General features: G+C 66.1%; 11 protein-coding genes and 2 pseudogenes. 4 read left to right on the top strand and 9 right to left on the bottom strand.

What is annotated here, in order from left to right:
* Positions 1 to 217: 217 nt before the first annotated feature.
* From IP86_RS01185 to IP86_RS29665, 3 genes and pseudogenes are all read left to right on the top strand, one after another.
* On the top strand, positions 218 to 598 hold the full coding sequence (locus IP86_RS01185; RefSeq protein WP_054160737.1) for a NifB/NifX family molybdenum-iron cluster-binding protein: 381 nt from the start codon (positions 218 to 220) through the stop codon (positions 596 to 598).
* Positions 595 to 1,521, top strand: coding sequence for a radical SAM protein (locus tag IP86_RS01180; protein WP_054160736.1), 927 nt, complete (start codon positions 595 to 597; stop codon positions 1,519 to 1,521). The genes IP86_RS01185 and IP86_RS01180 overlap by 4 nt, the downstream gene beginning before the upstream one ends.
* Positions 1,522 to 1,746: 225 nt before the next feature.
* A pseudogene (locus IP86_RS29665) lies at positions 1,747 to 1,800 on the top strand (hypothetical protein); the annotation flags it as partial.
* Between the two features lie 189 nt (positions 1,801 to 1,989).
* Here IP86_RS29665 and IP86_RS01175 read toward each other — a convergent pair.
* Entirely contained in the window at positions 1,990 to 2,931 is a 942-nt protein-coding gene (locus IP86_RS01175) for a transporter (RefSeq protein ID WP_054160735.1), read from the bottom strand.
* A gap of 477 nt (positions 2,932 to 3,408) precedes the next feature.
* Here IP86_RS01175 and IP86_RS01170 point away from each other — a divergent pair, with 477 nt between their 5' ends.
* Entirely contained in the window at positions 3,409 to 4,029 is a 621-nt protein-coding gene (locus tag IP86_RS01170; protein ID WP_054160734.1) for a dimethylsulfonioproprionate lyase family protein, read from the top strand.
* Positions 4,030 to 4,134: 105 nt separating this feature from the next.
* Here IP86_RS01170 and IP86_RS01165 read toward each other — a convergent pair whose 3' ends face one another.
* The 8 genes and pseudogenes from IP86_RS01165 to IP86_RS01130 all read right to left on the bottom strand — a co-directional run bounded on the left by IP86_RS01165 (position 4,135) and on the right by IP86_RS01130 (position 23,789).
* A complete protein-coding gene (locus IP86_RS01165) occupies positions 4,135 to 5,517 on the bottom strand; it encodes a nitrogenase component 1 (RefSeq protein ID WP_054160733.1) in 1,383 nt (460 codons plus the stop codon).
* 13 nt (positions 5,518 to 5,530) lie between these two features.
* Positions 5,531 to 7,042: a nitrogenase component 1 gene (locus IP86_RS01160; RefSeq protein WP_054160732.1), complete on the bottom strand. Its 1,512-nt coding sequence runs from the start codon at positions 7,040 to 7,042 to the stop codon at positions 5,531 to 5,533.
* 61 nt (positions 7,043 to 7,103) lie between these two features.
* Entirely contained in the window at positions 7,104 to 7,979 is an 876-nt protein-coding gene (gene nifH / locus IP86_RS01155) for a nitrogenase iron protein (RefSeq protein WP_054160731.1), read from the bottom strand.
* Between the two features lie 334 nt (positions 7,980 to 8,313).
* A pseudogene (locus tag IP86_RS29290) lies at positions 8,314 to 8,895 on the bottom strand (radical SAM protein); the annotation flags it as partial.
* A gap of 550 nt (positions 8,896 to 9,445) precedes the next feature.
* Positions 9,446 to 21,463 (bottom strand): filamentous hemagglutinin family protein, encoded by a 12,018-nt coding sequence (locus IP86_RS01145; protein WP_082363719.1) that lies wholly within the window; start codon positions 21,461 to 21,463, stop codon positions 9,446 to 9,448.
* Positions 21,464 to 21,577: 114 nt separating this feature from the next.
* Positions 21,578 to 22,567: a FecR family protein gene (locus tag IP86_RS01140; RefSeq protein ID WP_197279586.1), complete on the bottom strand. Its 990-nt coding sequence runs from the start codon at positions 22,565 to 22,567 to the stop codon at positions 21,578 to 21,580.
* An 8-nt stretch (positions 22,568 to 22,575) separates the two neighbouring features.
* Entirely contained in the window at positions 22,576 to 23,133 is a 558-nt protein-coding gene (locus IP86_RS01135) for an RNA polymerase sigma factor (RefSeq protein WP_054160729.1), read from the bottom strand.
* Complete coding sequence (locus IP86_RS01130; RefSeq protein WP_054160728.1) at positions 23,130 to 23,789, bottom strand: STN domain-containing protein; 660 nt, start codon at positions 23,787 to 23,789, stop codon at positions 23,130 to 23,132. The genes IP86_RS01135 and IP86_RS01130 overlap by 4 nt, the downstream gene beginning before the upstream one ends.
* Positions 23,790 to 23,809: the final 20 nt, after the last annotated feature.

Here is a 23,809-nt window from a genome sequence, read left to right as displayed (position 1 = left end):
TGGCTGCGCTCGCCCCAGGAACACGGCGGCAGACTGATACCAGTTAGCGACAGCGTAGCATCGATTTGATGACGGGCCCTCGATCGAAAGAACACGCATCATCCAAACGCGGCGACAACAACAGCCATTCCTCCGCAGAATGCGTTAACTAATCATTGTCCGCAATTTCCGCGGTCGACTGAGCCGACATCGCCGGCTCGCAGCCGTTGCGGTTCCGATGGCTTTGCCGCTTACTGATACCGGACCCATTAAGGTCGCAATTGCGACCGGGAATGGTGTCGGCATCACGGATCATTTCGGCTACGCGCTGCAATTCCAGATCTGGGATTTTTCCTCGGACGAGCCGCGGCTGTTGGAGACGCGGCGCAATACGCCCGGCTGCGGCGCCGCACGCGGCGGCGAAGGCCCCGATCCGCTCGACCTGTCGGTCGATCTTGTGGCCGATTGCAAGGCGGTGATCGTGGCGAAGATCGGCGAATGCGGCGTCAATCGCCTGAACGCGCTCGGCATTCTTGTATTCGAAACCGACGACAGCGTCGCGACGGCGGTTCGTGAGCTTGCCGGCAGTGATCTGTTGCGGGCGCGGAACGCCGCATGACGATCCAACTCAAGGCGATCACCAGCGACGTCCAGGCCGCGCCGACGCCAGCGTTCCCGGCGCTGCGGGGACGCCAACCCTGCTTCAGCAGCACTTTTGAAGGCGACATCCAGCCGGGCCGGCTGCATCTGCCGGTCAGTCCGGACTGCAACATCGACTGCTCGTTCTGTATGCGGGACTTAAATTGCAGTAACCAGCAGCCCGGCAGCGCATACCGGGTGCTCACGACGGATCAGGCCCTCGGCATTGTCGAGCGCGCGTTGCAGCATTTCCCGACGCTCTCGGTGATCGGGATCGCCGGCCCCGGCGATCCGCTGGCGACCAACCACGCGCTCGACACCTTCGCGGCGGTGCGGGCGCGCTGGCCGCAGCTCTCCTTGTGCCTTTCCACCAACGGGCTGATGCTGCCCGAGCGTGTCGACCAGCTCGCCGAACTCGGAGTCGAGACCCTGACCGTGACGGTCAACGCCATCGAACCGACGATCCAGGCGCAGATCACCCCGAAGATCACTTGGCAGCGCCACCGGCTCGACGGCGTGGCAGCAGGCGAGCGCCTCATCGCCAATCAGCTCGACGGCATCGCCCGGGCAGCCGCCCTTGGGCTGACCATTAAGGTCAACACAATGCTGATCCCGACCGTCAACGAGGATCACATCGGCGACGTCGCCGCGGAGGTGGCTGCCGCCGGAGCGCAGCTGATCACGATCGTCCCGTTGATCCCCCAGCACCGCTTCGCGCATCTGCCGTCACCGGGGCTGATGAAGCGCTACGTGGCGCGCGCTGAGGCCGAGCGCCATTTGCGTGTGTTCCACGATTGCACACAGTGCCGCGCCGACGCCTGCGGCGTCCGAGGCCTCAGCGACTACGTCCCCGAACTCGACGGCAACGCGCTCGAAGCCGAGCCGACCTTCTCGCACGGCTGAACGTCCCCCCGCATCGCTCGGCTGGAACGCCGACACAGCCACGACGCTGGCGTAGACCGCCCCCATGGAAGAGGCGGTTAAGCCTGCCACAGAAACGATGCTGTTCGGTTTCAACACACAGCCGACTCCAGCAACACACTGCGCGGCAGCCTCTCACCCTTCAGTGCTCGACCTCCGCGCGGAGCGTCACTGGGCCGATACCTCTGAGGCGATCTTTCAGGCTTCGGCAGCATCTTCTGCGTCGAGCTCGGCGGCCCGCCGCCGGGCGTTGGCTGCGCCGGCCGCGGCGGCTTCGCCGCACATCGTGTGGCTCGACCGAAAGCGACGATCATTCCGCCGACCGTCCGGCCTTGTTCTCAGCCGCGTCGCCTGACTCGATCCGACCGCCGACGAAATGGCGTCGGCGGCACGATGCCTTGGGACCGGCCGCCGAGCGCAACGCGTGGGATGGATCGACTCCCGTCCGGGTTACTTTACGATCAGCGGTTTCTTCGCCGGCGCATCCGGATTCCACAGCGGCACGATCACGCGGGACCAGAACCGCGTATCGTAGCCCGAATAGTTGCTCTCGGCGACGTCGCGGGTCAGATAGAACTGCGTGATCACCGGGCCGAAATTGTAGCCGACGAGACCGCCGAGTGCGAACTGGCTCTGCTTGCGACCATAGAGACCACCGGCGGTGCGCAGGGGCCACGGATCGCCGAGGTCGGTCGAACCGTAGCCGACCAGACCAACTTCCCATTTATTGAAGTGTTTGGTGATCGTGAAGTCGATCTGCGCGGTGTCCGGCTGAATGTGGATGCCAGTACTGCGATCGTTGCCGCTGCTCGAATAGGTGAAGTTGGCCGTGGCGCTCCAGGTATCGCGATTGTAGGCGAGCGTGGCGAGTTCGAGGAAGGTCCAGTAGTTGCCGCCGAGGTTCAGTGTATTGCCGAGCGCCGTGTTCACCGGCGCAAAGGCGCCGATATAGTTGGCGAAGCCGAAACCGCCACCGAGATCCCAGGCGACGCCGACGAGGCCTGCGGGATTGTAGAAGTCGCGCCAGGAGCTGCTGCCGACGCCGGCATTGGGGTTCACCCCGACCGCCAACTCCGGCACGATGCCGAGCACCTCGACGCGGCCGCCGAGGATCGTGAGCGGCGTCGCCCACGCCACCACCGGGATGTTCACGCCCGCATCGATCGTCGGCGCACCGGTGCCCGACTTCGGCGAACGCTCGAAATAGGTCGCGGTATTGATGAAGTACACGCCTTCCGGCAACGGCGCGCCGAGTGCGATACCGGCTGTCCACCCCGCAGGGCTGACCGGGTCGGCGGACGCCGCACCGCCCGCTGCGAGCAACGCCACGCCGGCGATCGCGGCCCGCGCAAGACCGCGGGCAGGTTTGATAATGAAGTCCCAATTCGACATGCTGTCCCCCAAGACATACCCAATCGTCCGCTGCGCCTCACCGTTGATCGTGCCGTCAGCAAACAAGTTGTTAATGGAATGTGATAGTAAGTTGGCGGAACTCCGGGACCAATTCCAAATCGAGGCAGAAGCCAGAGCCCGATTTTCGTTTGCCGGCGAGATACAGCAGATTTTCACTACACGCTTCGGCAATTGGTACCAGCTCACTATCAACACAACGGCGGCTACGACTTTCGCCTATCCAACAACATTGCAGCCAAGTACATTGAAGGCATCGAATCCGGCGTCTGGCAGCGTTCTTGGGAGCAATCAGACCACCCTATTAGAGCGCGCTTCTCTCAGGCGCTCGCGAATCGATTAGTCACTCCAATCGCAATTTCGCAGGAAAGAAGTCGGCGTGATCGCGGCATGGGAGGCGCGTCGAAGCGGTGCGTGGATCGGCCAGACTTATGTGGTGCAGCAATCGAGCCCGACGCAATGAACGCTGACGACGAAAGTATACGCCTGCTCGACCTCGTGTCAGCGTTACGTCGAGCGTTCGCCGATCCGGCCGGCGCCGACGCCGCAGCGCACGACGAGATCGGGCGCGTCGAGGCGCTGCTCGCCGCCGCCACCGCGGTGCCGAATCCGGCCCGACCGACGCATCATCCTCTGACGAAGCAGCTTCCCGCAGTCCTCGACCTCGCGTCTCGTCAGGCACCGGACATTGCTGCGGCGCTGCGGCCGGTCGCGGCTCACCTGCCCTGGCGCTACGGTTATGCGCCGCGCGACGATGCGCCTGGGCTCGATGCAGCGATGGGATGGACCGAACTGATCGGCCCGCTGGCCCCAATCGTCAGCCGCGAGGTCTGCTTCGGCCTGACGTTGATCGGGCCGCACACGCACTACCTGCCGCACCGCCATCCGGCCGTCGAGCTCTACCGCATTCTTGTCGGGCATCCGCATTGGACCATGGGCTCGACGACCTCGTCGCGCACGCCGGGCGAGGCGACCCTGCACGACAGCAACGTGGTGCACGCGATGCGCACCGAGAGCGAGCCCCTGCTCGCGATCTATTCCTGGACCGGCGACGTCGACACGCCATCGGCCTGGGCCTGACATGGGATGAACGCGGTCTCGGCGACCCGCCGACATGTCACTGACCGACCTTAGCGGTTCGATTGCGGGGGACTCCCCCAGCCGCATCGTCACGCGACCCACGGCTCAGGCGCTGTGGCTGACCACCGTGCTGTAGATCCGCTCGAGCAGCGACAGCGCGCCGCGATAACCCACGTAGCTGCGGGACAGCACGACCTCGTAGGACGACGGAAACCCCACTTCGATCAGCGAGCCCTTCATCTCCTTGACCAGGTCGCGCTCCCATGTGGTGCCGAAGATGATCGGCGGCTTGTGACCGAAATCAGCCTTCCGGATCGCCTCGTGAATCAGATAGCTGTCCTCGGCGAATTCGACCTCGACCGAGACGTCGTGGTCGATCGTGCGGAACTGCTCCCGGATCGCGTCCCGATGCTCGACCGGCGGATCCTCGGTGACGATCTGCTTGGCCGGGATCAGCCCAAGCTGGGTGACGAGAAATTTTGTCAGCGCCAGATTGTAGGCGCTGTCGCCGACCACCGCGAACCGCGCCGGCAGCCCCCACCAATATTCTGAATAGAAATCGGTGAAGCCGTCGATGTAGTTGTAGTAGCGCGTCTCCTCTGCGGCGATGACCGCTTCGACCGGCTCCGGCGCAAGGCCGGCGAAGTCGGCGACCTGGCGCAGGAACTCGCCGCTTTGCCGCGCGCCGATGGGCAACACCGGAATGTGCAAGAACGGCTGGTCGTAACGCTCTTCCAGTAGCTTCGCGGTCGCCAGCCCGAGCCACGGCGACGGCACGAGATTGAATTGCGCGCGGGGGATGTTCCGCCACTCGCCAAGTCCCGCCGAATCCGGACCGAACAGCACATTGACCTTCAGACCTATGCTTTCCAGCAGCCGCTTGATCTCTTCGAGATCGCCGCGCCAGAATGTGTTTTGATACGGCAGCAGTGACCACAGGTTGACGAGCCCCTGCTCGCGCACGCCGTTCCACGGACCGAGATATTGCTCGATGATTGCCCGGGTCACCGCCTCGTGGCCGGTGAAATTGTTGCCGCGGAATCCCCCCGTCTCCGCATAGACGATCGGCACGCCCTTCTTCTGAAAGTCGCGCACGACCGAGCCCACGTCGTCGCCAACGAGATCGGGGATGCAGCCGGTCAGCACCACGAACAGATCGGCGTCGAGCACGAGCTGGGCCGACTCGATCAGTTCGCGCAGTCGGTCGACACCGCCGAAGATCACCTCGCGCTGCGACGCGTTGGTGCTCGGCACCACCGGTCCGCCGCCATAGCCGCTGCCCTGAAAGCCGTTGTAGAATGCGAGGTTCATGTACTGCTTGTCGGCGCAGCCGGGGCCGCAATGGGTGATCGGCACCACCCGCGGGATCGCCGCCGCGCTCTGCATCGCGCCGATTGCGCAGACGTAGCGCACCAGTTCGATGGGGCCGGACGTATCGGCCTCCGGCGTGACTTCGGTCGGACGCGACTTGAGGGCAAGGATAGCCATTCGGAAAGAACCTTTACGCGACGGCGGCGCGGGACAGCGCGAACGGATCCTGCTGCGACAGCCACGACTGTTTGTAGGGAAGGCTCACGCGGCGCGCGATGTCCTGATGGAATTTGCGATGCTGCAGCGCTGCCAGGATCGACTCGCCGAGATTGACCATGCCCTGATAACCCAGCGCATGATGCTCGTCCCCGAGTGGGATCGCCGGAATGCCGAGGCGGGCCGCCAGTGGCGCGAGACCGTTGTGGCGGATGATGATGAAGTCCGGCTTCACCCGCTGCAGCAGATTGTAGAACTGATACTGCTGGCGATTGCCGACGGTGAAATGTCTGACGTCGCCGTAGTGCTCGACCAGATGACCGAGCGAGTCCTGTCGGGGATCCTCGCTGTCGTAGACCGGGTCGTGGTGGAACACGAGCGAACCGTCGACCTCGACGCCGATCTCGCGCAAAACGCCGATCAGTCCGTGCGAATAGGCCGAGCCGGTCGCGACGTAGCCCTTGAGGCCCCTCAGCTTCGGACGCAGTTCGTCGAGCAACGGCTTCACCCGTGCGTGTTCGCGGGCGATATAATCCTCGGCTTGCGACTCGCGCCCGGTGACGCGGGCGAGTTCGCGCAGCCAGGCGTCGGTGCCGGGAAAGCCGTAAGGCTGCGGCGCCTTGATCTGCTCGACGCCGAATTCCTGCTCCAAGGCCGTCGCGAGGTAGGTTCCGAGCGTGTAGCAAAAGCTCACGGTCGCCCTTGCCTCCGACATCTGCGCCAATTGCTCCACGGTCGCCATGTCGACGACGTAGTTCACCCGCAGGCCAAGTTCGGCCAGCATCGGGGTAAAGACATCGGTGCCCCACAGATTGATGACGTTGATCAGGTCGTCCTGTCGCTTCTCCGGATTCTTACGCACGATCTGGCGCAGGATGCCGTGCTGGGTGGCGTCGAAGCCGGTCGACCAGTGCTTTGACTTGAAGCCCTCGCAGTGTAGTGGGATGATCGGGATGCCGAACTCCGCCTCGGCGGCGCGCGCGACGCTTTCGACGTCGTCGCCGATGATGCCGCTGGCGCAGGACGTGGCGATGAACACCGCTTTCGGCGCGTGGCGCTCCACCGCCGCCCGAATGGCCACGGCGAGCTTGTCGGCGCCGCCATAGACCATGTCGCGCTCGCGCAAATTGGTCGAGATGAAGCGGATATTCTGCACCGGCAGGCCGCGCATCGCCAAGCCGTTGCGATAGATCGAGTTGTAGATCACCTGCCCGGCCCCGCAGCCGATCGGCGAATGCTGGATCAGCACCGCGTCGCGGATGTTGCCGGCCTGGCATTCCACCATCTGCTCGCTGCACACCGAGCCCTGGGTGAACGGCCCTTCCAGTTCGCACACCCGCCGCGCCTTGGATCCGCAGCCGCCGCACTCGCCGCGCGAGAACGCGGATTCGTCGGCGAGCTTCGAGGCCGTGCCGTCCCAGCCGATAATCGTGCCGAGCCGCTGTTCGCGGGTCTCGACGGTCGAGGTCTTGAGATTGAGGGTCATCGCAGATGCTCCACTCGAACAGGTCCGGATCGTTTCCCGCGCGCCGGCATGATCGACGCGATTACGCGGGCTCGCGGCTTCGTTCGGCCTCGGCGCGCTCCGCCGCAACGAGATGATCCGCCCAGCGCGCCGACCATTCGCGCAGTTGCTGCGGATTGAGCGGCGTCGGCACCTTGGAGTCGGTGTGCTCGGCGATGCGCTTGGCGAGTTGGCGATAGACGTCAGCCTGCGCCGAGTCCGGCGCGGCTTCGATGGTCGTCCGGCCGCTCAGTTCGGCTTGCGTCACGGTGAGCGACCGCGGCACGTACTGCACGATGGGGGTGTCGGTGCGCGCCGCGAAATCGTCGATGATTTCGCGCTGGAAATCGGTGTTGATCGAGTTGGCGATGATCCCGCCGAGCAGCGCGCCGCCGGAATTGGAGAACCGTTCGATGCCGCGGAACAGATTGTTGGCGGCGTAGATCGCCATGAAATCCGACGACGATACGGTGAAGACGTGCTCGGCGATGCCTTCGCGCACCGGCACGGCGAAGCCGCCGCACACCACGTCGCCGAGCACGTCATAGATCACGATGTCGATATTCAATTCCTCGAACACGCGTTGCTGCTTCAAAAGCTCCACCGCAGTGATGATGCCGCGACCGGCGCAGCCGACGCCGGGCTGCGGGCCGCCGGCCTCGACGCAATAGATGCCGCCAAAGCCTTCGAAGATCGCCTCATAGGCATCGACCCGCCGCCTCTCTGCCAGCAGGTCGAGCACGGACGGGATGTACTCGCCGCCGCGCAGGGTGTTGGTGGAGTCGGCCTTGGGATCGGCGCCGAACTGCATCACTTTGTAGCCGGCCTCGGCCAGCGCGGCGCTGATGTTCGAAGTGGTCGTCGACTTGCCGATTCCGCCTTTGCCGTAGATCGCGATCTGTTTGAGTTGTCTCGCCATGTCGGCTTCTCCAGTTGTGATCGGCCTCAGCCGTGGGAAAAAGTCGATTCGGCGCTGAGGCCGTCGCCGTAGAGCTGCGCCGCATAGTCGCTGACGCCGGGAATGCCGCAGCGTCGGCGCGGCAGCGCTGGCAATGCGTGAACACGCGCAGATGCTGCGCGGCTGCCGTCCGTGCGGCATGGCGCGCGATCATGCCGGGCGCCGGCAGATGCGCGAATCCGTGCTGCGGAATCAGCGGTATGATGTTGATGAGATGCGCGCCCGCCGCGCTGGCGCGTTCGGCGACGGCGCCGATATGATGGTCATTGACAGTCGGAATCAGCACGGTGTTGATCTTGATGGTCAGCCCGAGCGCAGCCGCGCGGGCGATGCCCTCGAGCTGATTGGCGATCAGTCGCTCGGCGGCCGCGACGCCGTCGACGCGCTTGCGCTGCCACGCGATCTTCGGGGTGATCTGCGCCTGGATCAGCGGATCGACGGAATTGACCGTCACCGTCAGCGTCGTGACGCCGACCGCTGCAATCTCCTCGATGCGCTCGGGCAGCATCAGGCCGTTCGTCGACAGGCACAGCACCAGCTCCGGCCAGCGCTCGTGCACCAAGGCAAATGTGCGGAGCGCGTGCGGCGTCGCCAGAGGATCGCCGGGGCCGGCGATGCCGACCACATTGATCGTGGGACACAACTCCAGCGCCCGCTCGACGATGTCGACCGCCTGCTCCGGCGTCAGCAACCGTGTGGCGACGCCGGGACGCTGGTCGCGCCGGTTGAAATCGCGAATGCAGAACGCGCAATCAATGTTGCAGCCCGGGCTGACCGGCAGGTGTAACCGCGCGCTACGCGAATGTCCCTCGGCCGTGGTGCTGAAGCAGGGATGCCGGCCTTCGAGCGCCGGGAAGGCCGGCGTTGACGCAGCCATGCGCATCGCCTGCGCCGGACAGGCGTTCGCCGTGCCAGCTTCATCATCGATCGAGTTCAGCCTGCTATCCATGTGCTACTTCATCAGAACCTTGTAACCGTTCGCAACGTCGCTCAACGAGCGCGTCGCAAGCAAATACGCCGGCACCGAGGTTCGTAGCTCATCTTTTCGAGGATTGGCTTTCATAGTGCAGGCTGAGACACGCCGTCTTTTTCGCGTGCCGTCCTGATCAAAGATGATCATGCTGTCAGATCAATCGAGCGGTATGCACTTGCCGTGATTGCCGAAGCATCAGCAATCACTGCGACCGCTATGGGCCTTAAGGCCTATGAAGCAGAGGCTTACAGAAAGCGATCGGCAGCGGCACGCTCATGGCAGTTACTTCGGGCAAAGGCATCCCGGCACACCGCACCTTTGTCGGCCTGCTCCGGCGATCAAAATCCATCGAAGTAACGCAGCAGCAGCTCTCCACGGCATCTGGAGGAACGGCAGCGCGATCGGGTCATACGCCTGCCGCCCTTCTCCCTCCGCCGGAGACATCCCGCCTCGATCATCGCGCCAGTGCGCGCTTTTCCTCTTCGGTGAGGTCGCTGGTCTCCGACGGCTTGATTGGTCCGTAGCCGACGACTTTGATCGGTGCGTTTGGATCGTAGCTTTGCTTCTGCCCACTTGCTGGTTTGTTGGCGGGCCGATTGTCGCCTTCGCCGTCGCCCCCGCCGAAGCCGAGGAATTCGACCAGAATGATCGACGGACGATCGTTATTCTGGGCGGGCGCCGCGGCGGCCGGCGTGGCAGCGCCGGCAACATTGTTGGCATTGGTGAGGGCGGCAACGGGCGGACCCTGCACGGTCGGCAGACCGGTCGAGGCGCCCTGAACCTGAATATTGGCGGCGTTGACGATCTGCAGCGCTGCCAGGTTGATGTTGCCGGAGACACGGATGCCGGCCTCGCCGGCGTCGATGGTGCCGAGCGGCGCGATCAGGTCGATATCGCCGGCGGTGGTGCCGGGCACCGGGTTGAGGGTGGCGATGCCGGCGCCGGTCGACGGCACCTGCGGCGACAGCCTGACGTTGCCGTAGCGATCGTAGATGCGCTTCGGCGGCGTGTAGACCAACGTGGTCTTGGAGCCGCGGCCGGCGTTGATGTCGCCTTGCGCCGACCACGCCAGGATATTGCCGCCGAATGTCGTCATGATGCGGGAGAGCCCGAGCAGGATCGAGCCTTGCGAGTACAGCGAGATGTCGCCCTGCCCCTGCGTGATCACACCCGCAGTGCCCGGCGGCACCTTGCCCTCGACGCCAAGCACCTGACGGCCGCCGGGCGTCAGGATGCTGATGTCCCCGCCGGCAATGGTCCGGACGCCGTTATCGCCGAACATCACGAAGTCGCCGTCATAGGCGATCGGCTTGCCGCCCGCATCGCGATCCGGGAACAGCGCCGCGATCATCTGCCGGCCGCGCAGGTAGGAGCCGTAGCGGGTCGACGACGAGTCGTTGTACTCGCGGCCGCCGGCCTTCAACTCGGCGAAATATACCTGGCGCAGGAAGATGTTCTGCTGCTCAGGCGCGAGCTTGCCGAAATAAGCACGCGCATCGGCGTCGTTGGTCGCGCCGTAGCCAAAGCGCTGCGCCAGCCAACTCTTCAGCTCGACCTCGTAGGTCTTGGCGATCTTGCCGGGCTGGTCGGCGAGCGGCGTGCCGGCGACTGCAAGATTGGCGGGATCGAGATAGAGCGCCGCGATCGCCGCGTAGTTCGGCCCCGCCGTACCGGCGCCGGCGAGCAGCGCGATCGACGCGCCGGGCCGCAGGTCCGCCGCATAAGCCGGGCCGCTGCTGGTGATGGATCCGAGGTTGCCAAGATAGATGTCGCTGCCGGCGGTGATCGCGAGCTCGCCGGGTCCCTTCACGGTGATGCGCGGATAGATGATCTTGCCGCCGGCCGTCACCGTCGAGACATCGGTGGCGTTCGCATGCAGGATCGTCACGCTGGTCGAGTTGTTGGTATCCGTCGTGGTCATCACGATGTCGCCGCCGGCCTCCATGTCGAGCCGCTTCGCGGTCGACAGCGTGAGACCGACGATGTCGCCGTTGGCCGCGTAGATCCGCACCGGCTCCGGATCGCCGGCGTGAAGGTCGAAGGTCGGCGCATCGGGGCCGAAAGCGACCAAAGCTCCTCTCGTGGTGGATATCGCGTTGGTCAGAAACACGGAGCCGGTGCGCACTTGCGCAAATGCAGGGTGGAACGGCGTCGGCACCAGCGCAGGATCGGCCGCCGACATCACGACGCCGCCGCTGCCATAGATCGAGCCCTGCGCCAGCAATTCGAAACTGGCCCGGGCCGACGGCACCTGCGAGGCGGTCGCATAGATGCTGCCACTCAGCGCGGCGGCTCTGAACTGCGGCGGCGCGTAGAGCCCGTCACCCACCATGAACGGAAACAGGTCGCCGCCGAGCGACGCCACATCGACCGCCGTCGAGGGTTGGTAGAGCGAGAACCAGGTCACGATCGACGTGTTCCCCGGACCGGCTACGTCGCCATAGGAGCTGACGTTCTGCGCCTGGCTGATGCCGATTTCGCCCAATGTGCCAAGCAGAGCGCTGCCCTGCGAGCGGATGGCCGCGGCGGCGTCGCCGAGGCGGAGCGACGGCCCCAGAACCGAGAAAGCGATGTTGGCGGCACTGGTGAAATCCGCCGGGCGAGGATCGCCGGGCAGCGCCGTTGCATAGGCTTTGCCGATGCTGCCGATCTCGGCCGCCTGCAGCGAGACGCTGCCGCGCAGATTGGTGACCTGGCCGCCCGCGCTGAGCGGGTTCAGGCGGCCGCCGATCCGCACGGTGAGATCGCCGCCGCCGGTTTCAACCAGCGTGCCGTCCGCCAGCACGCGGCCAGTGGATCCGACCGCGACCGACAGTCCGGTGGTCACCCGATTGGGCGCATAGATGTTGGTCATACCGATCCCGCCGGCGTTGCCGCCGACCAGCACGGTGGCGTTGCCGCCGCCATAGGTGCCGAAGCCGAGCGGTCCGCTGACGTAGACCTGGCCTTTGTAGTTGCCGAAATTGACCGACCAGGCGGCCGGCAGTCCGAGGTCGGGCGCCCCCTGCAGCATCAGCCAGTCGCCGCCGTCACCCATCAGGCTCAGATTGGCGTTGTAGCCCGACAGGTTGCCCTGCACCGACACCCGCAGATCGCCGCCGTGATCGGGGAAGTAGTTGGCGCGGTCGTTGTAGGTGGATTCCAGCCCTGTGCCGATCGGCAATTGAATCGCCGGCTGCTTGATGATGTAGGCGCTGTTGCCGCTCGGCAGGTCCTGCTGCGTGCCGGCCGTATAGACCGCGAACAGCGAGCGCTGGCTCAGCGAGCCACCGGCCAGAAGATCGAGGTCGCCGGTGCCGGTGCGGATCACGCTGGCGATTTCAGTCTGGCGAGTGTCGGCGCCCATCTTGGTCGGCGAATGGGTGTGGTAGTCGTCCAGCACGAGATTACCGGCGCCGCCGAGCCTGTCGGCGGGCAGCAAAGCGCGGCTGTCGCCCGAGGCGAGATCGGCGCCGCCGACCAGGCGGATCGACGCCGACATGGCGCCCGGCGCCAGCATCGGCGCGATCGCATAGATCTTGCCCTGCGACAGACGGACGATGTTGGCGGCCGCCGGCACGAGCTGATCCCCGCCGAAGAAAAAATAGGTGTCACCGGTCCACAGAATTTTCGTGCCGGCGGGAATTAAATCACCCGAATAGAAGTAACCGCGGTCGGTACTGACATATAATCTGGTTGTGCCATCGTAATAATAATAAGGGACGACCCAATCCTCCCCGAGAGTCATATCTTCCGTCGGCGTGTAATCATCGTAAGGGGGAGCATAGGCCGGAATCACCGTGACAGCGCCGTTCTGCGGCCGGTCGCGGAAATTGACCTCGTCGGGACTCGATTTGGGCTGGCCGAATCCGTCGGTGATGCTGCCCTTGATGGTGAGGTCGCCGCTGGCGCGAATCATCAGCGCAAGCGGCTCGCCGGAGCCGTAGGTCGCGGACGCCGGATCGCGGTCGGCGTTCGACCCGTAGCGATAGCCCGCCAGATCGAGATCGCCCACCACCGTCAGCTTGCCGCCCGACGCCGCGCTCGAGACGATCTCGACACCTGGGCGGAAATGATAGGCGGCGCCGATGCTCTTCAGGCCGGCCAGCCGATCCTGGAGCGCGCTGTTGGCGAGCGCGTTGGCGTAGAATATCTGGTTCGTCGCATCGATCTGCGCCAACCCGACCGCACCGGATACAATGCCGGTCGCCGTGTTGTCCTGCACGATGGTGCCGGCGGCATCGGTCGGGCTGTAGGTCCAATAGGCATTGACGGCGAGGCTGGCGATGCCGCGCAAATTCAGCGGCGCCGGCGCGTCGATATCCACGTCGCCACCCGTCTCACTGCTGCGGCGCGCATTGATGTCGACCCGGCCGCGGGCGATGCCGTCCGGCGACGACGTGTCCATCGTGGCGCCGCCGCCGATCCGAATCCAGCCCTGCCTGGTACCAAGTTCGATGGAGTTGCGGTTGGAGGCTTCGATCGGTTGGCCATAACTGTCGATCACCAGTTGCGTGCCATGCACGTCCAGCACCGCACTGCCGGTCAGCACCACATCGTCGCGCGCGGCAAGCCGGATCGCGCCGGTGCGCAGACCCGAGGCGTCGATGCGGCCATCGACGATCAGGCCGCCGCCATCGGCAGTAATCGCCACGTTGCGGGCCTTGACGTCGCTACCGACGACGAGATCGCCGCTGCTGAACGCGAAGCTGCGGCTGTAGGCGAAGCCGCTGGCATTGAGCTTCTGGTTGAGTACGGCGAAGTCGGCGCTCAGATCGCCGCCCAGCGATGCTGTGGTGAGATCGAAAGCGCCGTCGCGGGCGCCGTGGCCGCCGCCGCTGCCCATCAGCGTGCCGGCGAGTCGCGCCGTCCCGGCGGCCCGCAGCTTGAGGGTGCCGGCATCGCTGCCGTCGGACGACAGATCGACAACCGAGCCCGCCGCCAGGGTGACATTGCCGTTCAGGCTCGTCAGCGTCACATCGCCGGCCCAAGCTTGGCGCACGGCTCGGCCGATGGCGACGGCGTGGCCGGACAGATCGAGCCTTGCGCCGGAGTCGATCAGCAAATCCTGCCGCGCCGTCAGCGTCAGCGCGCCGCCGGGCAGCAGCACCGAGGTGTCGACCCGCAGCGTGTCAGCGGTGACGGCCAGCGTCGCGCCGAGCCCGCCGGCGTTGCCCGGAGTTACACCGGTCGACGCGAAGGTCACCACGTTGCCGTAGATGGCGAGATTGGCCGCAGCATCGCCGGTGATCAGCGGCGTGTTGAAAAGGAGATTGCCGCCGACACCCTGATAGCTGGCCGGATCGAAGCTGCTGCCGATCGCAGGACCACTCGCATAGACTGAGACGGTGCCCTTGTTGTTCGCCGTCACTCGCTCGGCCGCGTTGAACACGGCGCTGCCGAAGCCGAGCATCAGGCGGTTGAACACCAGATTGGCGTCGGGCTGCGCGGAGGCCGAATAGCCGAACACGACCTCGCGGGCATCGACGACGAAGCTTCCGCTGTCGCCGAGACCGCCGAGCCGCTCGGGCGGCGTCGCGCTTTTGAATTGCGGGGTACTGTTGACCCCAGTGACGACCGGGTCGTACACCCGGCCGCCGGTCCAGACCAGCCGGCTGGTGGCGAGATGCACGCGGTCGGAGCTGGAGCCATAGCCGTAGATGGCTGGGCTCGCCAGCACCAGTTCTTCCAGCCGCGAGCGGCCGGTCACCGGATCGAAGGTCGACAGATCGACCGAGCCGAAGAAGTTGATCGACTGGCTCGCCGTCATGATCAGATGCTCGACCGCCGGCGCGCCGGCAGCGCCGCCGCCCGACAGCAGCGTCTCGAGGAAATTTTGGTCGAACCGCAGCCCGACCGGAAGGTTCGGCACCGCGGCGAGCGCCTCCGCCGACCCGATGTTGAACGAGGCCACGCTGAGCGCCAAATTGCGGGTGCCGAGCTTGACGCTGCCGTTGGTCTGCAGCCCGGTCGGCGAGTAGAAGCCGATGGTGCCTTCCGAATACAGCGCGGCGCCGTCGTTCATGACGATGCTGCCGCTGCCGACGCCCGAACTGGCGTTGAGGATGATCGAGCCGTTCGAGACGGCGAGGAACGTGTAGTAGACGGGATCGCGTGACGGCGCGGAGCCGAACGCCAGACCCGAGCTCGAATCGAGGCCCCGGAAACCGCGCCCGAGCGTGTTGATCTCGGCGCCGGCTTGCAGCGTGATGTTGGTGGCGGAGAAGGCCATGACTTGCGAGCCGACGATGCGGGCGCCGGACTCGATCGTCAGCGAACTGACCAGATCGAGATTGCCGCGATCGACGCTCGCGATCGTGCCGTTATCATAGGGCCGGCCGCCGAGCACGAGGTTGGGCGCACCGATGGCGGCCAGCGTATCCGCGCTCACCGTGGTCCGGCTCGCCGTGTTGGTGGTCGTGCTGCCTGGCCCGGTGATCACCAGGTCGGCGCCGACAAGGTTGGCGCCGGTGGTCAGAAACAGCGTGCCGTCGAGGCCGCCGGCAGCGCCGGCGAAATTGATCGCGCCGTTGATCTTGAGGGCGCTGTTCGCGGCCCGATTGGCGTCGGGCGTCAGATCGAAGGTGAGGAATTTGCCGTCGGCTTCGGTCAGCGTGCGCCGCGTGCCGAACTGCGCGGCCGAACTTACGATGAAGTCACCATAGCTCTGTTCGTTGAACTGAGCGTAGCTGCGCACCGCAGCGCCGGGCGTGATGACCAGGCGGGTCGCCAGCGCATCCTGAATGGCGGTGTTGGCGACGCCCTGATGGCCGGTCAGCACATAGGAGCCGCCGGCGAGCGCCGGGCTCATGGCCTGATCGGTCCGCGCGCCGAGTTCGACCCGGTAGGCGCCCGGCAGCAGCGCGTAGTTGGCCGGCAGCAACGTGTAGGTGCCGGCCGGCAGACCCGGCACGCCGGCCGGGATCTTGATCTGCTTGCCGATCGACGGGGCGCCGCCGGTCCAGATCGTGTTGTATCCGCCGGCCACCGGCGCGGTGACCACGCCCGGCACGATGGCATAGACTTTGTTCGAAGCGCTGCTGAAGCTGTGGATGCCGGCGTTGGCGAGCGGCGTTAGCAGCGGATCGACCGACCCGCCGCGGCCGGAGACGAAGGCGGCGCCGGCGAGGGTGCCACCGCCCGACAGGTCGATCAACGATCCGGAATCGGTCTGAACGGAGGAGCCGGTGAAGACGACGCCGACGTTGAAATAGGTCGATAGCTGCTGCACCTGTTGGTAGCGGCCGTTGAGCAGGGACGGGGTCACAGGGGCAAAGCCATCCACCGTGTAGGTGATGCCGTCGACGGTGCCGCCATAGGGGACGACCAGTCCGTTGGCGCTGATCGACGTGATGCTGCCGGGCAGGAGTTCGATGAGGCTGGTGGTATTGATCGCTTGGCCGAAGGCCGAGCCGACGGCGCCGAGCTTGATCTGCCCCATCGGGGCGCGAACGACGCCGCCTTGCTCGATCGTCTCGGCCAGCAGGGTCAGATTGCCGAACACCGAATAGGGCATGCCGGGCACCGTTCCCGTGCCGTGCACGGTCAGCCGCGAACCGGCGTCGCTGAACCGCGTGTAGCCGAACGAACTGCCCGCCGACTCGACCCCGCCGGCCGCGGCGATCGCGTCGGTGCCGGAGGCCGGATAGATCTGCGCCGCAGTAAGGTCGAGATCGCCGCCCGCGCCCAGAATGGTGACGTAGCCGAGGCCGGCGCTGGCGCTGGCCGTCGCCTTCAGGAAGCGGATGTCGCCGGTGCTGGAAACACCGACCTTGCCGTAGGCGATGGAGACGACGTTGCGGACGTCGACGAGATCGGACGAAATGGAGAAAGACGATCCCTTCGGATAGGCCGGGAGCCGATCCGCAAACGCGGTCGTCCATTCCGGATGCTTGGTATTGGCCTGAAGGGTGTAACCGTCCATCAACACGTAGGGCGCAGCGAGCGTGACTTGTCCGGTCGCGCTGGAATTGACGATCTTGCCCTGCTGCAGCACCAGGCTGCGGCCGAGCGACAGATCGACATTGCCGTCGAAGGCGATGGCGCTGCGTGCCCACAGCGACAGGGAGTCGAAGCCGCCGGCATCGATCTGCGCGACGCTGATGCGACCGCTGCCCAGCACCAGCGCGGGGTCCGCGGCGCCGGGCGCCAGACCGGCCGCAAGGCCGCTCGACCGGGCGTCCTGACTGACCGTGATGACGCGGCCGGCCGTGGCGGCGGCGAGGAGATCGGACGAGACGCCGCTGCCGATCGCGACGATCGGCGATTCGAGCATCAGCGACAGCGATCCGCCGCTGGCGCCGGCGCCGCCCGCCGCGGCGCGCAGCATACCATCGATGGCAAATCCCCACAGGCTGGTCAGGCTGATCGATCCGCCGTTGCCGGCGACCAGCGCAGGGCCTTCGCCGATCACGTCAAGCACCGCGCTCGCTCCCGATGCATCGATCAGCGCGCCGGGGCGAACCACCACGAAAGCGTTGCCTGAATCCAGGCCGTCGGTGCTGGGCGTCTCGCTGGTGCCCAGCATGATCGAGCCGCCATCCGTCACCACGCCGTAGCGGCGGCCGCGTATGTCGGTCGCCGCATAGCCGACGCCGGAGACGTCGAGCACCGCGCTGCCGCCGATCCAGATCGAGCGTCCGAACACGGAGCCGCCCTGGATCGGAGCGTTCGGCCGGGTGTTGAAGGCGGTGATGGCGCCGCCATGCGCGGTGATGCGGCCGTCGATCGTGATCTGGTCCTGAGTGGTGATACTGACTTTGTAGCCCGGATCGACGGTGATCGAGGCTCCGCGGCCGACCGTGATGGGAGCCTCGGCGTGTTCTCCGGAGGAGGTCCCCACCGCGTACTGCGCATACCCGTTCAAAACGAGATCGGCGCCGGGCCGCTGGGTCAATGTCCGGCGTAGCGCGTCCTCGCTGAATAGCGGCGCCAGCGCCAGCGATGCCACCGTGTCGACCCTGCCGCCGGTCGGCAGACCGACCAGCGCCGGCGAGAATTGATAGGTCGGTTCGACGACGTCGAGCCGTACCCCGGGCTGCACCGTCGTCCCGAGCCCGCCATTGATGGTGTAGGAGGAAAAGCCCTTCTGGAACAGCGCCGGGTCCAGCACCGTCACCGGCGCCACCTCAACCGACTGCGGCAGAACCGCTCCGGCCGGCAGGACGTAGCCCTTGGACAGAACCGCATCGTACGCCAGCACGCTTCCGGCCGCGAAGGTCAGGTTGGTCGGGTTGATCTTCAGCTCGGTCGTGAAGGAGTTCAGCGGCAATACGTAGCCGCCCGCGAAGCTGCCGTAGATGTATTGAAGAGAGCGATCCGCCGGCACGGTGTTACCGGGATAGTAATAGTTGCCGTTCATGTCGATGGCGTAGTAAATGCCGCTCGGGACCGTCCAGCCGGCGCTGCCAACGGTGATCGGGCTGGCGAACGAGACCACCGGCGAGGCGCCCGCCGGAACTAACTGGCCGGGCGCCACCGATTTGATCGTCATGGAGATCGAGAACGGCGCGACCGTGCCCTTGGGCAACGTCACGGCCGAGTTGAGCACCAGCAGGACAGGCGCCGCCTCGCCCGCCGCCAGCGTCGTGCCGGACAGCGGCGAGGAGCCGATCACCACCGCGCCCGACGAACTCAGCGTCAGCTTGCCGCCCTTGCCGAAGCCGTTCGAGACCACGTCGCCGTTCAACACCACCGACGTGCCCGACAAAGTGATGTCGCCGCCATTGCCGCCGGAGAACTTGCCGTTCGACAGGATGGCACCGCCCGCCGATGCGTCGAGCCGCACGCCGGCCGGGATCACCAGACCGGCATCAAAGGCTGAGGCGCTGATCGAGCCGCCGTTGCGGTAAGCCAGCCCGGAAACGTTGGTCTGATCGATCAGCGCGTTGGTCCACAGGCCACGCGTGTCGATCGTCACGCCGGGTTCGATCGAATAGACGACGAGGTTGACGCTGCCGCCGCGCGCGGTGATGTTGCCTGCCAGACGGCTGACGCTGAGCGACACGATCGCGCCAGGCGCGAAGGTCAGGTCGCCCTCGACGTCGGCGGCCCCGGATACGCTTAGTCCGCCAAGGCCCATGGCGCTGATCGCCGCCGCATCGAAGACATGGCTCGGCGAGGTGACTTGCGCGGTTCCTGGCCCGGCGAACAGGACCGCGTTGTTCGCAGGCGGCGGGGCCGCGCTGCGCCCGAGATCCATGAAACCGACGAAGAGTTGTCCGGGCAGACCGGGTTGCGTCTGACCAAGCTTGTAGCCGTCGGTCTTGGTCGAGGGCCGCGCCGACGTCTGACGGTCTGACGTATAAACGGCGGCGTCGATATCGGCCTTGAAATCCGACGTCGGCGCGAGCAGCTGCAACAATCCCGCGTCGCGGCCGATGCTGTAGGCTTCCTGGTGCACGCTGCGCACGGCGCCATGCGCCGGACCGGTCCAGGTCTCCCTTTGTCCCCAACGGGCATGATCGCGCGTGAAGCTGCTGCCGTAGCCGATGATCGGCATGTCGACGGGAGCGTTGCCGATGCTGTAGATGCGACCGTCCGCGCCGATCACCATGGTGGACAGGATATCGCCCGCCGCATAGTTCACCATGCCGCCCGACAGATCGATCAGCGCGCCGCGCTCCGCCGTCACCTTGGTCGCGGACGCGAGCGTCACGGTGCCGCCGACTGCGGTCCATTCGCCGATGGTGTGGCCAGTGTTGGCCAGATAGCCTGCAACTTCGAGCAGGCCGCCTTTGGTGTAGGTGCGATCGGACGCGTAGCCGCCGGTGCCGGCCGGCACCAACACAAGATCACGAATGTCGATCCAGACATCCTTGTTGACCAGCACGCCGCTGTCGCGATTGACCGGAGCGTCGCGCATCTCGTTGGGCTGGACGTTGACCTTGAGATTGTTGGCCGACGCCGGCAGCAACGTGCCGGTGGTGCCGGACACATCGAGGGTCGCCTGCGTTTCGATCCGCATCTCGCCGAGCGCCGAGGCCGCAATCTGACCGCCCTGCGCCAGCGTCAACGAATTCCGCTTGAAGGTAACGGTACCGCCCGACACGATCTCGACGCGCGACTGATCCTGGCGGTCGGCGATGAGAGAGAGGTTGTCGAACTGCGGCACGCCGTTCACGGCGGTCCAGCGATTGGCGTTCTGCTTCGCCGAGTCGGCGATCAAAGCGTCGCGCTGGCTGTCGAGCGCGGTCGCCTTGCTGTCCATTTCGGGCAGAATCGCCGTAATGGCGTCCTCGCCCAAAGTTACGCTGCTGGTGGCGTCAGAAGCGGAGTTCAGCAGATGCACGGTGCCGCGCTGATCGACCGAGCTGGTCGAGATCGCGATGCCGCTTTGCGCGATGCTGTGACCGGCGAGCGTGACGTCGCCCTGCTGGGCGAAGATCAGGCCGCTGTTGCTGACCGCGCCGCTGGCGCTGTTGCTGGCGCGAACCGGCGCGACTTCGATGCCGCGCGTCGTCGAGACGGCGTTACTGTCGGTGCCGTAACCGGCGCGCAGAATGAAGCTGTCGCCGGCCGCCAGCACGGTTTGGCCCTTGGGCGTGGTGATGCTGCCTGCATTCGACACCTCGGTGCCGAGCAGAATCACCGAGCCGCCGCCGCTGGTGACGGTCTTGGGCGCCGCCGTGGTAATCAGCGCGCCGGCTTCGACGACAACTTTGCCGCCGGCCGCCGTGAACGACGGCGTGTAGAACGTGTTGATGACGTTCGAATAGATACCATAGGTCAGGAACTGACTGTCGGTGATCGCCGCCGTCGACGCAATCAAGCTGCCGACATTGATCTGGCTGCCGCCGCCGAAGATGATGCCGCTCTGGTTGATGACATAGACCGACCCGTCGGCGCGGATGCTGCCGAGGATGCGGCTCGGCGATGCGGACGCACCGACGCGGTTGAGCGCGACCCAGTTCGAATTGCCCTGCTGATCGAACACCAGACTGGTGTTCGCGCCGACATTGAAGCTCGACCAGTTCAGAATCGCCTGCGCGCCGGTCTGCTGCACGGTCACGGTCGGAGCATCCGCCGGTCCGCTTTGGACGGGCGTGCGCGCATTGGTCCAGCTCAACACCGGCTTGGCGACGCCCTGCGCCGCCAGGCCCGAATCCGGCACAAGGCCACCACTGGCCAAACCGTTGGCTACACCGCCGGCACCAGCAGCCGCCGCCCGCGCCGCAGCCTGCGCTGCCTGCATCGCCTGGATCGCCGCGGTCGCCCGGTTCAACGACGCCGAGCCCTGCGCCGCGGCTGCTGCTGCCTGAGCTGCAGCCTGCGCCGCCGCGTCGGCCGCGATCGCCGGCGCCGACACTGGCGCCGCGACGCCGAGCGAGCGCGCCGAAACCTGGGGCGCCGCAAGCATCACGGTCAGGACGCTGACACTGGTCAGCAGAAGCCGACGCGACAGCGGCGCTTCACCGGGCTGACGGACATTCGCCCACCGCCGGGCAGTCGGCTGCGACGGAGATTTCAAGCGTCGGCGGAGCTGGGTCGGCATCGTCGTCCTTTCGCGGAAGTCACACACGTTCCGAAGCGAAGACGGATGCCGAATCCGGTTTCCACCGCGACCAGACAAAAAATCTAAAAATCGGCGACGCAGCGCGAGGCGCGCTCAACCGACCAGAACGACGCCGCCGGGCAGCGTGCGCACCCGCAAATTCATGCCCTTGGCGATGAAATCGATGACGTCGTCGATGCGGTCCAGCCGGAAGTTGGCCATGATCTGGCGCTGAGCGAGCGTCGAATCCACCAGCACCACCCGCCCTGATCGATAGCGGTTGACCTCCTCGATGACCTCCGACAGAGGCGCGCGGCGGAACATCAGCATGCCGCGCTGCCAGGCCGTGACGATCTCCGCATCGGCGGCGACGATGTCTCCACTATCGCTTGCCCCATAGGCGAATTGCTGGCCGGCCGCGAGCGATCGCGTGCGCTGGTGACAATCGACGTCGACGCGCCCGCTGGTGCAGGTGACGCGCACATCCGCGCCTGTCTTGCGGACATTGAAGGCTGCATCGCGGCCGTTGATACGGCCCGCGCCGGCGACGACGGTGACGTTGGCCGTCGATCCGCCGCGATTAACGATGGCGGCCTCGCCGGACACCAGTTCGAGCACCGCGCCGGTTTCGCCGCGCTGGCGGATATCCAGACTGGTGCGGGTGTTGAGCTCCAGCGACAATTCCGGCAGCAAATCGAGTTGGCGGCGTTCGCCAGTCGCGGTGCGATAATCGGCGCTCCATTCGGCGGCCGAGGGCCACAGCCCGAGCGGCGGACTTATAACCGCGATGGCGGCGGCCGAGGCCGCCAAGGCGGTGCCGCCAATCAGAAAGTCGCGACGCGACGCGGGCAGCCGCGCGCGTACGGGCTGCGCGGCGCGCTCGCGCTCGGCCTGGCGCGCCGCATCGCCGAGCACGCTCCAGAACAAGGACTCTTCGGCAAAGGCGCGGGCGTGAGCCGGGCTCTGCGCGCGCCAATGCTCGAGGGCCGCAACATCGTCGCTTGTCGCCTCGCCGCCGTGCAGGCGCCGCAGCCAGCCTCGCGCTTCGCCTCGCGCCGACTGCGTCGCGGCCTCCGCGGTCGAGGCGGCGCCTGGAGTGTCCATCTGTTCCATCATGACGATGACGTTTTTCGCACGGCGTTCCCACCGCCGTGGCGATCTTTTTCGATCGCCCGGGAGAGATCGTCCAGTGCGAGGCTCAATTCACGGTCGACCACGCGCACGGATATGCCATGACGCGCCGCGATTTCCTTATAGGGACGTTCTTCGAGCCGCGCCGCAATGAAGACGGCGCGACGCAGCGGCGGCAGCCGGTTGATGGCGTCCGCCAGCGCCCGCATATCCATCCGCGCCTCGGCGATGCGTTCCGGATCGAGATCCTCATAGGCGCGCCGATGCAGCGCGTCGAGCTCGGCGGTCGACAGCCGCGCACGCTCCGAGCGGCCGCGATCGGCGGCGAGATTGATGGCGACGCGGTACAGATAGGCGCGCGGATTGCGCACCGCGACGGCCGCCCCTTCTGCAGGCGCCCGGCCGAGCTTGAGCCAGATATCGTGGAGGAGTTCGCTGGCGAAATCCGCCGAACCGTAGCGGCGCGCCAGACGCTCGCGCAGAGCGTGATAGTCGTCGACCAGGAGGCGGCGCAGTGCCGAAAGCGGGTTCTCGGTCATCGTGCCGGCAACGTCTTGTCGGACGCGATCAGTTTCGCACAATAGTCGGGCGTCGCCCGCTCCGAAGTAATCAGCAAGGTCACCGGCTGTGGCAATCCGGCCGGGACGATACCGACACCAAGGTGACGGAACGTGTCGGTCAACCGCGCGTCGCGGCCGAGGTCGCCGGACGATGTCAGCAACTCGGCTCGTTCGACAACGCCCGACCCGCCGATCCACAGCCGCGCCATCACCCGGTAGCTGCCGGGCGCGGTGTCGGGCGAAACGCAGAGCGCTTTGGCCGACGCCGCTTGGATCAGCGCCGAAAACGCGGTGAAACGCGAAGCGGCTCCTGCGTTGCGGATCACCTCGTCGGCAGCCTGGCTCCCCGCAGCGGCAACAGCAAACCCCTGCCCTTCGATCGCTTGTACGCCGAGGCCGGTCCCCACCAGCATCTGCCGCAGCGCCGCCTCCGGCGTGAAGCGGCCGATCACCGGACTGGAACGCCGCCCGTCGAGGCCAGCGGCATCGACCAGCAACTGTTCCTTGGTGACGCGGCCGAAGGCTGCGAGCGCGACGTCCAGGGGCGCTGCCGGAATATCAAACCGGATAAAGGGCTCGGCGCTCGCCGGGCCGAAAGACCACAACGCCACAATGACCACATAGAGCAGCCGCAACACTCTCATCGCCGACCGGC

The sequence above is a fragment of the Rhodopseudomonas sp. AAP120 genome (genome assembly GCF_001295845.1).
Classification (GTDB): domain Bacteria; phylum Pseudomonadota; class Alphaproteobacteria; order Rhizobiales; family Xanthobacteraceae; genus Rhodopseudomonas.
The sequence above is the reverse complement of the archived record's forward strand: the minus strand, read 5'-3'. Positions and strand labels throughout refer to the sequence as shown.

Excerpts from the sequence above, each read along its gene's own strand:
- IP86_RS01185 (WP_054160737.1), top strand. The coding sequence starts at position 218 with ATGGCTTTGCCGCTTACTGATACCGGACCCATTAAGGTCGCAATTGCG.
- IP86_RS01170 (WP_054160734.1), top strand. The coding sequence starts at position 3,409 with ATGAACGCTGACGACGAAAGTATACGCCTGCTCGACCTCGTGTCAGCG.
- IP86_RS01180 (WP_054160736.1), top strand. The coding sequence starts at position 595 with ATGACGATCCAACTCAAGGCGATCACCAGCGACGTCCAGGCCGCGCCG.
- nifH (WP_054160731.1), bottom strand. The coding sequence starts at position 7,979 with ATGGCGAGACAACTCAAACAGATCGCGATCTACGGCAAAGGCGGAATC.
- IP86_RS01135 (WP_054160729.1), bottom strand. The coding sequence starts at position 23,133 with ATGACCGAGAACCCGCTTTCGGCACTGCGCCGCCTCCTGGTCGACGAC.
- IP86_RS01145 (WP_082363719.1), bottom strand. The coding sequence starts at position 21,463 with ATGCCGACCCAGCTCCGCCGACGCTTGAAATCTCCGTCGCAGCCGACT.
- IP86_RS01165 (WP_054160733.1), bottom strand. The coding sequence starts at position 5,517 with ATGGCTATCCTTGCCCTCAAGTCGCGTCCGACCGAAGTCACGCCGGAG.
- IP86_RS01175 (WP_054160735.1), bottom strand. The coding sequence starts at position 2,931 with ATGTCGAATTGGGACTTCATTATCAAACCTGCCCGCGGTCTTGCGCGG.
- IP86_RS01160 (WP_054160732.1), bottom strand. The coding sequence starts at position 7,042 with ATGACCCTCAATCTCAAGACCTCGACCGTCGAGACCCGCGAACAGCGG.
- IP86_RS01140 (WP_197279586.1), bottom strand. The coding sequence starts at position 22,567 with ATGGACACTCCAGGCGCCGCCTCGACCGCGGAGGCCGCGACGCAGTCG.